The 11,794-nt window shown below is 66.8% G+C and carries 13 protein-coding genes; 8 read left to right on the top strand and 5 right to left on the bottom strand.

The annotated features are described in order from the left end of the window. Positions 1-52 precede the first annotated feature (52 nt). The 5 genes from grxD to AAFM92_05885 form a co-directional block, all read right to left on the bottom strand. Positions 53-427 (bottom strand): Grx4 family monothiol glutaredoxin, encoded by a 375-nt coding sequence (gene grxD / locus AAFM92_05905; protein MEL7299902.1) that lies wholly within the window; start codon positions 425-427, stop codon positions 53-55. A gap of 4 nt (positions 428-431) precedes the next feature. Then, positions 432-674 (bottom strand): hypothetical protein, encoded by a 243-nt coding sequence (locus AAFM92_05900; protein ID MEL7299901.1) that lies wholly within the window; start codon positions 672-674, stop codon positions 432-434. Positions 675-678: 4 nt separating this feature from the next. After that, positions 679-915, bottom strand: a complete 237-nt coding sequence (locus AAFM92_05895; protein ID MEL7299900.1) for a BolA/IbaG family iron-sulfur metabolism protein — start codon at positions 913-915, stop codon at positions 679-681. Between the two features lie 121 nt (positions 916-1,036). Next, positions 1,037-3,202 (bottom strand): phosphoribosylformylglycinamidine synthase subunit PurL, encoded by a 2,166-nt coding sequence (gene purL / locus AAFM92_05890; protein MEL7299899.1) that lies wholly within the window; start codon positions 3,200-3,202, stop codon positions 1,037-1,039. 344 nt (positions 3,203-3,546) lie between these two features. Then, entirely contained in the window at positions 3,547-4,452 is a 906-nt protein-coding gene (locus AAFM92_05885; protein MEL7299898.1) for a LysR family transcriptional regulator, read from the bottom strand. A 201-nt stretch (positions 4,453-4,653) separates the two neighbouring features. Here AAFM92_05885 and AAFM92_05880 point away from each other — a divergent pair, with 201 nt between their 5' ends. The 8 genes from AAFM92_05880 to AAFM92_05845 all read left to right on the top strand — a co-directional run bounded on the left by AAFM92_05880 (position 4,654) and on the right by AAFM92_05845 (position 11,752). Next, complete coding sequence (locus tag AAFM92_05880) at positions 4,654-5,544, top strand: lysophospholipid acyltransferase family protein (protein ID MEL7299897.1); 891 nt, start codon at positions 4,654-4,656, stop codon at positions 5,542-5,544. Continuing rightward, positions 5,544-6,356 (top strand): aspartate/glutamate racemase family protein, encoded by an 813-nt coding sequence (locus tag AAFM92_05875; GenBank protein MEL7299896.1) that lies wholly within the window; start codon positions 5,544-5,546, stop codon positions 6,354-6,356. Before AAFM92_05880 ends, AAFM92_05875 begins: the two co-directional genes overlap by 1 nt. 49 nt (positions 6,357-6,405) lie before the next feature. After that, on the top strand, positions 6,406-7,434 hold the full coding sequence (gene argC / locus AAFM92_05870) for an N-acetyl-gamma-glutamyl-phosphate reductase (GenBank protein MEL7299895.1): 1,029 nt from the start codon (positions 6,406-6,408) through the stop codon (positions 7,432-7,434). A 16-nt stretch (positions 7,435-7,450) separates the two neighbouring features. Beyond that, complete coding sequence (gene ccmE / locus AAFM92_05865; protein ID MEL7299894.1) at positions 7,451-7,894, top strand: cytochrome c maturation protein CcmE; 444 nt, start codon at positions 7,451-7,453, stop codon at positions 7,892-7,894. A 194-nt stretch (positions 7,895-8,088) separates the two neighbouring features. Then, entirely contained in the window at positions 8,089-8,700 is a 612-nt protein-coding gene (locus tag AAFM92_05860) for a holin-associated N-acetylmuramidase (GenBank protein ID MEL7299893.1), read from the top strand. Further along, positions 8,691-9,275, top strand: a complete 585-nt coding sequence (locus AAFM92_05855) for a holin family protein (GenBank protein MEL7299892.1) — start codon at positions 8,691-8,693, stop codon at positions 9,273-9,275. The genes AAFM92_05860 and AAFM92_05855 overlap by 10 nt, the downstream gene beginning before the upstream one ends. 72 nt (positions 9,276-9,347) lie before the next feature. Then, the gene (locus AAFM92_05850) at positions 9,348-11,309 is read left to right on the top strand and encodes a heme lyase CcmF/NrfE family subunit (protein MEL7299891.1); all 1,962 of its coding nucleotides are present in this window, start codon (positions 9,348-9,350) and stop codon (positions 11,307-11,309) included. Then, on the top strand, positions 11,306-11,752 hold the full coding sequence (locus tag AAFM92_05845; protein ID MEL7299890.1) for a cytochrome c-type biogenesis protein: 447 nt from the start codon (positions 11,306-11,308) through the stop codon (positions 11,750-11,752). The genes AAFM92_05850 and AAFM92_05845 overlap by 4 nt, the downstream gene beginning before the upstream one ends. The last annotated feature ends 42 nt before the right edge of the window (positions 11,753-11,794 follow it).

Below are 11,794 nucleotides of genomic sequence, written 5' to 3'. Positions count from 1 at the left end.
GCCTCATGCGATGCCTGAGCTGCGGGCCGTAAGGGGCCGCACTTAAGAGATTTTAGGAGTTGTGCTCGCGGATCTTCTCGGCCGCGGCCTTGTCAAAGCCCACGCCGTTCTCTTCGAAGAGCGTGTCGAGCTCGCCCGAAAGCGTCATGTCGGTGATGATGTCACAGCCGCCGACGAACTCGCCCTTGACGTAGAGCTGCGGGATCGTGGGCCAGTCGGAGAAATCCTTGATGCCCTGCCGGATGCCGTCATCCATGAGCACGTTCACGTCCTGGTATTCGACGCCCATGTAATTCAGCACCCCAGCCACCTTGCTCGAAAACCCGCATTGCGGCATCGCCTTCGTGCCCTTCATGAAGAGCACGACGTCATTCGTTTCGATGGTGGATTTGATAGCCTCGGAGGCGCTCGTGGTCGTGTCGGTCATGGGGTCAATCTTTCTGTCTCGGTACGAAGCGGCGCGCATAGGCCTGCGGGTCGCGGGGCACCTTGTAGCTGGAATGGTGGCCAGAGAGGCCAGAGCTATATTCTGCGTGGATCGTGTGGTCGCCCTCGCCGGGGGAAAGGCCGCGTTCAGGCGTGTCTGTCTCAGATCGCACGACGTAGATGGCTCGCGCCACGAGGATCACGAGGATCGCGGCGCTCACGCCCACGATGAGAAGGCTCGCATCCACAGGGCTACTCCGGCACCTTCGTCGTCAGGGCCAGCGCGTGGAGCGCGCCGTTGGGGCCGTCCATGGCCCCTTTGAGGGCGGCGTAGACCATGCGCTGCTGCTGGACGCGGTTCTTCCCGCGGAAGCTTTCATCCACCACCACGGCGGCGAAATGCGCGCCATCATCGCCCTCCACCTTGATCTCCGCCTCGGGGAAGTCTTCCCGGATGAGGATCTCGATGTCGTGGGATGAAATGGCCATGGGCGCCTCCGGTATTGCTCTCAAAAAGGTAGAACGCGCCCTGCGCAACTGCAAGGGGAGCCTCTACGCGCGAAGGCTTTGGCCTGCCCGTGTGCACGCGAGTTGGGCGGGCGCGGGCGCCTCAGCCGAGATCGAGCGCTTTCGCGAAGGCGGTGGCGTGGATCTCTCGCAGCTCGTCTAACGGCGCAGATTTGCGGCCCATACGAACGTCTCGCCCCTTGAAGCGGCCGACGGTGGAGATGGGAACGCGTGCCTGACCAGCGGCGATGGTAAGCGCCTCGGCCTTGTCGAAGGAGGTGGCGATGAGATAGCGCGCCTGGTCTTCGCCGAAGAGGGTGGCGGTGTCCTCGGCGGTGAGATGCACGCCCACATCGGCGGCGGCGGCCATCTCGAAGGCGGCCAGCGCGAGGCCGCCATCGGAGAGATCGGTGCAGGCGTCGATCCACGCGACATGGGCGAGGATGAAGTCGCCCGCGGCTCTCTCGGCGGCGAGATCGACCGGGGGCGCGTCACCTTCGGGGCGGTTGAAGACCTCCGTGAGGAGCGCGGATTGGCCCATGTGGCCTCGCGTTTCGCCGACGAGGAGGGCCACGTGCCCCTCGCGGGCCGTCCGGCAGACGCGGTGCGCGATGTCGGTGATGAGGCCCACCGCACCGATGGTGGGGGTGGGCAGGATCGGCTGGCCGTCGGTCTCGTTGTAGAGCGAGACATTGCCCGAGACGATGGGCATGTCGAGCGCCTTGCAGGCCGCGCCGATGCCCTCGATGGCGCCCACGAACTGGCCCATGATCTCGGGCTTTTCGGGATTGCCGAAATTCAAGTTATCGGTCGTAGCCAGCGGCTTGGCCCCGGCGGCGACGAGGTTGCGATAGGCTTCCGCCACCGCCTGCTTGCCACCCTCGACGGGGTTCGCGCGGACGTAGCGGGGGGTGACATCTGAGGTGAAGGCGAGGGCTTTCGAGGTCCCGTGGACGCGGACGACGCCGGCACCGGCCCCGGGCGTGACGAGCGTGTCGGCCATGACTTGGCTGTCATATTGCTCGTAAACCCACGATTTCGCCGCGTAATTCGGGCTGGCTAACAGGGCCTTGAGCCCATCGATCGGGTCGATATTCGGGCAATCTTCGACCGCCGCCGCCGGGGCCGTGGGCTCCCAGGGGCGGTCGTATTCCGGTGCCGTGGAGGAGAGTTTCGACAGCGGCAGGTCTGCCTTGACCACGCCGTGATGCATGATGAGAAAGCGGTCTTCCGCAAGCGTCTCGCCCACGATGGCGAAGTCGAGGTCCCACTTGGTAAAAACGGCGCGCGCTGCCTCCTCGAGCTCGGGCTTGAGGACCATGAGCATGCGCTCCTGGCTCTCCGAGAGCATCATCTCGTAGGCGGTCATATCCGCCTCGCGCTGGGGCACCTTTTCGAGGTCGAGGCGGATGCCGAGCCCGCCCTTGTCGCCCATCTCCACGGCCGAGCAGGTGAGGCCCGCGGCGCCCATGTCCTGGATCGATATGACGGCGCCGGTGGCCATGAGCTCCAGCGTCGCCTCCATGAGGCGCTTTTCCGTGAACGGGTCACCCACCTGCACGGTGGGGCGCTTTTCCTCGATGGTTTCATCGAATTCCGCGGAGGCCATGGTCGCCCCGCCCACGCCGTCGCGGCCCGTCTTGGCGCCCAGATAGACGACCGGCATGCCCACGCCCGAGGCCGCGGAATAGAAGATTGCATCGGTGTCGACGAGGCCCGCGGCGAAGGCATTGACGAGGCAATTGCCGTTGTATGCAGGATCGAAGCGCACTTCGCCGCCCACGGTGGGCACGCCAAAGCAGTTTCCGTAGCCGCCAATGCCCGCCACGACCCCGCTCACGAGGCTCTTGGTTTTTGGATGCGATGGCTCCCCGAAGCTCAGCGCATTCATCGCCGCGATGGGCCGCGCGCCCATGGTGAAGACGTCGCGCAGGATGCCGCCCACCCCCGTGGCCGCGCCCTGATAGGGCTCGATATACGAGGGGTGATTGTGGCTTTCCATCTTGAAAACAACGGCTTGGCCGTCGCCAATATCCACGATGCCGGCATTCTCGCCGGGCCCGCAGATGACCTGCGGGCCGTCCGTGGGCAGCGTGCGGAGCCACTTCTTGGAGGACTTGTAGGAGCAATGCTCATTCCACATCGCGGAAAAGATCCCGAGTTCCGTGAAGTTCGGCGCGCGGGACAGGATGCGGACGACCTCGTCGTATTCCTCGGGCGTGAAGCCGTGCGCCGCGATGAGATCGGCAGTGATTTCAGGATTGGACATGGGGCCCCTTCATGTGCTCATCGCGGTTTAGGCGATGCCGCGCGGGAGGAAAAGAGAGGGCCGTGCGGCGCATCAACGGGGTGAGCCTGCGCGCGCGGGTTCAAGGACATCACCGGCGCTTTGCCCCTATTGGGCGCTGACAAAGGGGGCCGCGACTTGGTTCTGGCCGCCGCGGCAAAAAAAGCCGGGCGTACTCGTGTGAGCAGCCCGGCAAGTCCAACAGGGAGGTTGAAAACGAACGCGAAGCGCTGCTTTCGAGAAGGGGTATGTGTCGATGACCGCGGTGAGGCAATGGTGCACATGCATCAAGTTGTTCATAGCCGCTATGCGCCGGGCGCATGGCTTTACGCGGGCGTCACGTCCCGTTGCAATTTTCGAGTCTCGAGGATCTCGGCCTGGACGAAATCGCGGAAGGCCGCGATACGCCGCGACTGCCGCAATTCCTCCGGGTAGGCGAGAAAGACCGGGACCTCCGCGCTGTCCACCTCGGGCAGCACGGGGACGAGGCCATCGGTGTCGAGAGCCAGATAATCGGGCAAAACACCGATGCCGAGATTGTGGATCACCCCCTGCAGCACGCCGAAGTAGTTATTGACCGTGAGAAGCGAGGGGATGTCGAAGGTCATCAGGTGCTGGACAAGGCTCGCCCCTGCGGCGACCTGCGGGCTCTTCGTGCTCTGGCAGATGAGGCGGTGGGCAGAGATGTCTTCCAGCCGCTCCGGCGCGCCATGGGCCGCGAGGTATGCAGGTGTCGCATAAAGGCGCATACGGATCGACATGAGCCGCTTGCGGATCAGGTCCGCTTGGGAGGGCTCCTTCATGCGGATCGCCACGTCGGCCTCGCGCATGGGCAGGTCGAGCACGCGCTCCTCGAGCATGAGGTCGATCTTCATCTCCGGGTATTTCTCGTAGAACTTGGAGAGCCGGGGCGCGAGCCAGAGCGTGCCGAAGCCCGTGGTCGTCGTCACGCGCAGCTCGCCGAACACGCCTTCCTCGCTGTCGCGGATGCGCGCGGCGGCGGCATCGAGGCGCTTGTTCATGGACGAGGTGGCGTCGAAGAGAAGCTCACCCTGCTCGGTGAGGATGAGCCCCCGTGCGTGACGGTGAAAGAGCGTAGCGCCGAGTGCTTCTTCCAGCGCGCGGATCTGGCGCGAGACAGCCGATTGCGACAGGTGCAGCGTGTCGCCCGCGTGGGTCAACGAGCCTGCATCGGCCACCGCGTGAAAGATACGTAGCTTGTCCCAGTCCATCTCGGCCTGCTCTCCCCAGGGCCCGCGCCGCGCGCCGCCTCTCGGGATCGTTATAGAGGGTTCTCGCCGTAATACGCCACACTTGCTGGTGCTGCGGCGACTTTGCCGCCCGCGCGCCATGCGATCGGCGCTTGGAACGCGGGGGGGCAGGCTTTAAGTAAGACACATTGAGGGAGAGAGGGGCAGGGCAGAATGCGCTCCATGAGAACGGACGGTAGCCGCAAGGCCCGCCACGTGGCGCGGGACATTTCCTATTCGCATTCAGCGGAGACGAAGGGCGGGCGCGCGCTGATCCGCGCCATGGAGAACGCCACCGGGCGGCTCCGGCTCATCCGGCGTGCGCGGGGCTACGAAGAGGAAGTGGCGCAGGGCCGCGACTTCTGGGAGGTGATGCTGAGCCGCTACGGCCTATCGCTCGACATCGTAGGCGGCTCGCTGGAGACCATTCCCCGTGACGGGCCGCTCATCCTTATCGCCAACCATCCCTACGGCATTCTCGACGGGCTCGTGCTGGGGCACATCCTGTCCAATCTGCGTGGCGATTTCCGGATCATGGCGCACCAGGTCTTTCGCAAGGCCGAGGAACTCAACCGCGTGATCCTGCCCATCTCCTTCGACGAGACGAAGGAGGCCATGAAGCTCAATCTCGAGACCCGCAAGGCCGCGCTCGACTATCTGGGGCAGGGCGGGGCAATCGGCATCTTCCCCGGCGGGACGGTCTCAACCGCCATGAAGCCCTTCGGGCGGCCCATGGACCCCGGCTGGCGCAGCTTCACGGCGAAGATGGTCGCCAAGTCCGGCGCGACCGTGGTCCCGATCTTCTTCGACGGGCATAACAGCCGCCTCTTCCAGATCGCCTCGCATCTCCATTACACCTTGCGCATGGCGCTCCTGATCAAGGAATTCAAATCCCGGGTGGACGAGCCCGTGCGCATGGTCGTGGGGGAGCCGCTGCCGCAGGCGGAGCTCGCGGCCTGCGCCAAGGATCCCAAGGCGATGATGGAATATCTGCGCGCCGCCACTTACGCGCTCAGCCCGAACCCCTTCAAGGTGACCGACCGGGGCTTCGAGTTCGAAGAGAAGCGCCGCTGATGGCGATCGGAATCTTCGATTCAGGGCTCGGTGGGCTCACAGTCCTCGCCGCCTGCCAGGCGCGGCTGCCGGACGTGCCCTTCAAGTATTTCGCCGACAGCGCCCACGCGCCCTACGGCGTGCGGGACGCCGATGACATCTATGGGCTGACCACCGCCGCCGTGGGCCGGCTCTTCGAGGAGGGCTGCGACCTCGTCATCCTCGCCTGCAACACCGCCTCCGCCGCCGCCCTCCGGCGTATGCAGGAGGGCTGGGTGCCGCGCGACAAGCGCGTGCTCGGTGTCTTCGTGCCGCTCATCGAGGCGCTGACGGAGCGCCGCTGGGGCGATAATTCCCCGCCGCGGGAGGTGGATGTGAAGCACGTGGCGCTCTTTGCCACGCCCGCCACCGTGGCCAGCCGCGCCTTCCAGCGCGAGCTTGCGTTCCGCGCCATCGGGGTCGACGTGGAGGCGCAGGCCTGCGGCGGCGTGGTCGACGCCATCGAGGAGGGCGACATGATCCTCGCCGAGGCCCTCGTGAAGAGCCATGTCGACGCCCTCAAGCGCAAGATGCCCAACCCCGACGCGGCGATCCTTGGCTGCACGCATTACCCGATCATGGAGGCCGAATTCGCCCAGGCGCTCGGCCCGGGCGTGCGGGTCTACAGTCAGGCCGATCTCGTGGCCGAAAGCCTTGCCGATTACCTCGAGCGCCACCCCGAGATGCACGGGCAGGGGCAGGCCACGGGCTACCTGACGACCGGCGATGCCGGGCGCGTCTCCGACCGGGCCACGCAGTTCCTGCGACGAAAGATCGAGTTCGCCGCCGCCTGATTGCGGCTCAGACCGATTTTTCCTACATGAGCGCCGAAGGGATCGTGCCATGTCGCATAAAGCCATCATTCTTGGGGCCTCGGGCTATACGGGCGCGGAGCTCGTGCGCCTCATCGCCACCCATCCCTCCATCGACATCATCGCACTGAGCGCGGACCGGAAGGCCGGGCGCGAGATGGCGGAGGTCTTTCCGCATCTGCGCCACCTGCGCCTGCCCACCCTGAAAAAGATCGACGACATCGATTTCTCGCGGGCCAACATCGTCTTTTGCGCGTTGCCCCATGCCACGAGCCAGGCGGTGATCCGGGCGTTGCCGGCCGATATCAAGGTGGTGGACCTCTCCGCCGATTTCCGGCTCCGCGACGCAGCGGAATACGAGAAGTGGTACGGGAAGCCGCATTCGGCCACCGACCTGCAGGATGAGGCGGTCTACGGGCTCACCGAGTTCTACCGGGATGAGATAGAGAGCGCACGCCTCGTGGCCGGCACGGGCTGCAACGCAGCCACGGGCCAGTATGCGCTCCGCCCGCTCATCACCGCCGGGGTCATCGATCTCGACGAGATCATCATGGATCTGAAGGCCGCCGTCTCCGGCGCGGGGCGGGCGCTCAAGGAGCATCTTCTCCATGCCGAGCTCTCCGAGAACGGCTTTGCCTATGCCGCGGGCGGCACCCACCGGCACCTGGGCGAGTTCGATCAGGAATTCAGCAAGATCGCGGGCCGCGAGGTGCAGGTGCAGTTCACGCCCCATCTCATTCCTGCGAACCGGGGCATTTTGCTCACCACGTATCTGAAGGGGGACGCCGCCGAGATCCACGCCACCCTCGACGCCGCCTATGCCGACGAGACCTTCCTCCAGGTGCTGCCCATGGGAGAGGTCCCGGCCATGAAGGACGTGCGCGGCTCCAATTTCTGCCACCTGGGCGTGGTGGCCGACCGGCGGCCGGGCCGCGCCATCGTGGTCAGCGTGCTGGACAACCTCACGAAAGGCTCGAGCGGGCAGGCGTTGCAGAACGCCAATCTCATGCTCGCCGAGGAGGAGACGGCGGGGCTCATGCTCGCGCCTGTCTTCCCCTGAGCGGAGGGGCTGCGCCATGCGTGGGTTGAAGAAGAAACGGCGGATGCAGGTGATCGCGCTCGCGCTCGTCTCGCTGATCGGCGCCACCGCGCTCGTGGGCTACGCCTTCCGGGACGGGATCAACTTCTTCCGCTCGCCCAGTCAGGTGGCCGAGGCTCCGCCGCCGCCCACGGAGGTATTCCGCATCGGGGGCCTCGTGGAGGAGGGCACGCTCATCCGCGGCGAGGGGGAGGCGATCACCTTCTCCGTCACCGATGGCGGCGCCTCGATCCCCGTCACCTACACGGGCATCCTGCCCGACCTCTTCCGCGAGGGCGAGGGCATGGTGGGCACCGGCTCCTTCATCGACGGCACCTTCCGCGCCACCGAGATCCTCGCGCGCCACGACGAGACCTACATGCCCAAGGAGGTCATCGATGCCCTGAAGGAACAGGGGGTTTATCAGGAGCCTGAGACCTGAGGCCGCGCGCCTCCTGCCGGGCCGTCGCCCACGCCAGGCTCCCCACCGCCGCCCATGCCGGACCGAGTGCGCGCGCCCCGGCATCTTTGTGCCCCGTACCTCCGCCGGAGGCATCTGGCCCTGCACCGCGCGCTGTCCTCAGCGGCGGTTAACCCTTCGCCGCCACCCTCCGCACGATCCAGACGGAGGCCCCCATGCACAGCGTCAGAGACATCGCCGCCGAGATCGTCGCCCGCGAGGGCGGCTACGTGAACGACCCCGATGACCCCGGCGGGGCCACGAAGCACGGCGTCACGATCCACACGATGCGACGGCTGGGCCTCGATCTCGACGGGGACGGGCAGATCTCGAGCGCCGATGTGCGCCGCCTGACTGTGGCGCAGGCCGTGGACATCTTCCTGCGCCACTACTTCCACGGCCCCGGCATCGCGGAGCTGCCCGCGCCGCTTCAACCCAGCGTCTTCGACATGCAGGTCAATGCCGGGGCCAACGCGATCAAGATCCTGCAGCGGCTCCTCGGGCGCATGGGCGTCCCCGTGACAGTGGATGGCGCGCTCGGGCCGCAGACGCGTGAGGCCGCCGCGCGCGCGCTCGCCGCTGCACCCGATCACATGGTGGACGCCTACGGGATCGAGCGGCGCAACTATTACTACGCGCTCGCCGATCGCCGTCCCGCCTCGCGCAAATACGCGCGGCGCCGCGATGGTGGCAAAGGCGGCTGGATCACCCGGGCGGAGGAATTCATCTCCCCCCGCTACCATTTCTCCGCCGCTGAACATGCCGCGCGGGTGGCCCCATGGGCCTGATCGACAGCTTCTTCGGGCTCATCTTCGGGAGCGGGCGCAACGCGGTGCGTGAGACCGTGGAGATCTTCCGCGAGAACGCCGAGAAGGGCGCGGCCCGCGCGAGCGAAGCGCAGATGGCCTCGCTCGCGCAATTCGCCGCTGAATTCGCCCATCCGCGCCGCGCCCGGTTCGATGTTTTCATCGACGGGCTCAACCGCGTGCCGCGCCCGGCCATGGCACTGGGGACGATCGGGCTCTTCGTGGCGGCCATGGTGGACCCGGCCTGGTTTGCCGCGCGCATGGCGGGGCTCGCCCATGTGCCCGAGCCGCTCTGGTGGCTTCTCGGCGCGATCGTGAGCTTCTATTTCGGCGCGCGGCACCAGCTGAAGGGGCAGGAATTCCAGAAATCGCTGGCCGAGACGCTGGCCCGCGCGCCGCGCCCCGTCGCCCCGGCGCCAGCGCCAGCGCCCGCTCGGACCGTCGCGCCTACGGAAGCCATCGAGGCCCCCGTGGCTGCGGCAACCTCTGAGGGCCGCGATCCCTATGCGGACAACGCCGCGCTCCGCGATTGGCACCGGGGCCGCGCCGCGCGTTAGGGCTCTAGAGCCCCCGTGCGACATGGTGCTCGGCCCGTGGCAGCGCGGGCCCGGCTGGGTTATATCCACCCCATGATCGTGGAGCTTGGACATTTCGCCCTTGTGCTGGCCTTCGCGCTGGCGGTCTTCCAGACAGTCGTGCCGCTCGTGGGTGCCCATCGGCGCAACGCGGGCTGGATGGCGGCGGGGGAGCCCGCGGCCACGCTTCAGTTCATCCTCATCGGCTTTTCCTTTGCCGCGCTGACCTATGCCTTTGTCACGTCGGACTTCTCGCTCAAGGTCGTGGCCGACAATTCCCACACCGACAAGCCCATGCTCTACAAGGTCACGGGCGTCTGGGGGAACCACGAGGGATCGCTCCTTCTCTGGGTGCTGATCCTCGCGCTGTTCGGGGCCATGGCGGCGTGGTGGGGCACGGGGCTCAACGACACGCTCCGCGCGCGCGTTCTCGGCGTGCAGGGCTCCGTGGGCGTGGCCTTTCTCGCATTCATCCTCTTCACGTCGAACCCCTTCGCGCGGCTGGCGAACCCGCCGCTCAATGGCGCGGATCTCAACCCGCTCCTGCAGGATCCCGGACTCGCCTTCCATCCGCCGTTTCTCTACCTGGGTTATGTGGGCCTCTCGCTCACCTTCTCCTTCGCCGTGGCTGCCCTCATCGAGGGGCGCGTGGACGCGGCCTGGGCCCGCTGGGTGCGGCCCTGGGCGCTTGCGGCGTGGCTTTTCCTGACCATCGGCATCGCGCTCGGCTCATGGTGGGCCTACTACGAGCTCGGCTGGGGCGGTTTCTGGTTCTGGGACCCGGTGGAAAACGCCTCGTTCATGCCCTGGCTTCTCGCCGTGGCGCTCCTCCATTCGGCCATCGTCGTAGAAAAGCGCGAGAGCCTGAAAGCCTGGACGATCCTGCTCGCCATCCTCGCCTTTGGCTTCTGCCTTATCGGGGCCTTCATCGTGCGCTCGGGCGTGCTGACGTCTGTCCACGCCTTCGCCAATGACCCCGAGCGGGGGACCTACCTCCTCGCGATCACGGCGCTCTTCACCGGCGGGGCGCTGACGCTTTTCGCCTGGCGCGCGCCGATCCTGCAGGGTCGGGGGGTCTTCTCGCTCGCCTCTCGCGAAAGCGCGCTCGTGGCCAACAACATCCTCCTCGCGGTCTCCACGCTCATCGTCTTCGTGGGCACGATCTGGCCGCTGGTGGCCGAGCTCTTTTTCGACCGGAAGCTGAGCGTGGGCCCACCCTTCTTCAACATCGCCTTCACGCCCTTCATGGTGGCACTGGCGCTCATCCTGCCCTTCGGCTCCGTCTTCCCGTGGAAGCGGGCAAAGCTCGGCAAGGTGGCGTGGAAGCTGCGCTATTTCGCGGTGTTCACCCTCGCGCTCGCGGCGCTCCTATGGGCCGTGCAGACGGGGCGCAGCGCGCTTGGCCCCGTGGGCATCGCGCTCGGTGTCTGGCTCGTGGTGGGCGCCCTGCGCGAGCTTTGGGAGCGGGCAGGCGGCACGCTGGACCGGCTCAAGCGGCTTCCCGGCGCCGATTGGGGCAAGGCCACCGCCCATTCAGGGCTCGGCATCCTCTTCATCGGTGTCGCGGGCCTCATGGCCTACGAGGTGGAGGATATCCGTGTGGCGCAGCCGGGGGAGAGCTACTTCGTCGAGAATTACGAAGTAACGCTCCTCGATGTCCGCGAAGTCGAGGGGCCGAACTTCATCTCCACCACCGCCGATATCGCCATCGCGCGGCCAGGCGGCGCGGTCATCGAGGTGCTGCAGCCGGAGCGGCGGATCTACCCCGTGGCGGGCATGCCCACCACCGAGGCCGCGATCCGCAACGGCTTTTTCCGCGATGTCTACCTCGTCATTGGCGAGCCCCAGACGAATGGCGGCTGGGCCGTGCGCACCTTTATCAAGCCCTTTGCCAACTGGATCTGGGCGGGCTCTATCCTCATGGCCATCGGAGGGGCGTTTTCACTCTTCGACCGACGGCTCCGGGTAGCCGCCGGCGCGCGCAAGACGCCCGCACGGGCGGTGCCTGCCGAATGAGGGCGCTCTCGCTCCTCCTCGTCTTCGTGGCCTCCATGGCCGTGGCGGTGGAGCCGGGCGAGGTGCTCGATGACCCAGCGCTCGAAGCGCGCGCGCGGGAGATCAGCAAGGGCCTGCGCTGCCCGGTCTGTCAGAACGAGAGCATCGACGAGTCGAGCGCGCCGGTCTCGGGCGATCTCCGGCTCCTCGTGCGCGAGCGGCTTCTCGCGGGGGATAGCGACAGCGAGGTCGTGGATTTCGTCGTGGACCGCTACGGCGAGTTCGTCCTGCTGCGCCCCGATACGGGCGGGGCGAACCTCGTGCTCTGGCTCGTGGGGCCCGCGGCGCTCATCCTCGCGCTAGGCGGCGTGGCGCTGGCCTTCCGCCGCCCGAAGGCCACCGAGACACCGCTCACCGAGGCGGAGACGCGACGTCTCTCCGAGCTTTTGGGCGAAGAGAAGTGAGCCGCCTTCCCGCCGCAAGCGAAGCCGCGTAGGGAAGGGCGA

The organism is Pseudomonadota bacterium (genome assembly GCA_038533575.1).
Classification (GTDB): Bacteria; Pseudomonadota; Alphaproteobacteria; order Rhodobacterales; family Rhodobacteraceae; genus Shimia_B.
The sequence above is the reverse complement of the archived record's forward strand: the minus strand, read 5'-3'. Positions and strand labels throughout refer to the sequence as shown.

Coding starts and splice junctions, on each gene's coding strand:
- AAFM92_05885 (MEL7299898.1), bottom strand. CDS start 4,452: ATGGACTGGGACAAGCTACGTATCTTTCACGCGGTGGCCGATGCAGGC.
- AAFM92_05855 (MEL7299892.1), top strand. CDS start 8,691: ATGGGCCTGATCGACAGCTTCTTCGGGCTCATCTTCGGGAGCGGGCGC.
- AAFM92_05875 (MEL7299896.1), top strand. CDS start 5,544: ATGGCGATCGGAATCTTCGATTCAGGGCTCGGTGGGCTCACAGTCCTC.
- AAFM92_05895 (MEL7299900.1), bottom strand. CDS start 915: ATGGCCATTTCATCCCACGACATCGAGATCCTCATCCGGGAAGACTTC.
- argC (MEL7299895.1), top strand. CDS start 6,406: ATGTCGCATAAAGCCATCATTCTTGGGGCCTCGGGCTATACGGGCGCG.
- purL (MEL7299899.1), bottom strand. CDS start 3,202: ATGTCCAATCCTGAAATCACTGCCGATCTCATCGCGGCGCACGGCTTC.
- grxD (MEL7299902.1), bottom strand. CDS start 427: ATGACCGACACGACCACGAGCGCCTCCGAGGCTATCAAATCCACCATC.
- AAFM92_05860 (MEL7299893.1), top strand. CDS start 8,089: ATGCACAGCGTCAGAGACATCGCCGCCGAGATCGTCGCCCGCGAGGGC.
- AAFM92_05880 (MEL7299897.1), top strand. CDS start 4,654: ATGAGAACGGACGGTAGCCGCAAGGCCCGCCACGTGGCGCGGGACATT.
- AAFM92_05845 (MEL7299890.1), top strand. CDS start 11,306: ATGAGGGCGCTCTCGCTCCTCCTCGTCTTCGTGGCCTCCATGGCCGTG.
- AAFM92_05850 (MEL7299891.1), top strand. CDS start 9,348: ATGATCGTGGAGCTTGGACATTTCGCCCTTGTGCTGGCCTTCGCGCTG.
- ccmE (MEL7299894.1), top strand. CDS start 7,451: ATGCGTGGGTTGAAGAAGAAACGGCGGATGCAGGTGATCGCGCTCGCG.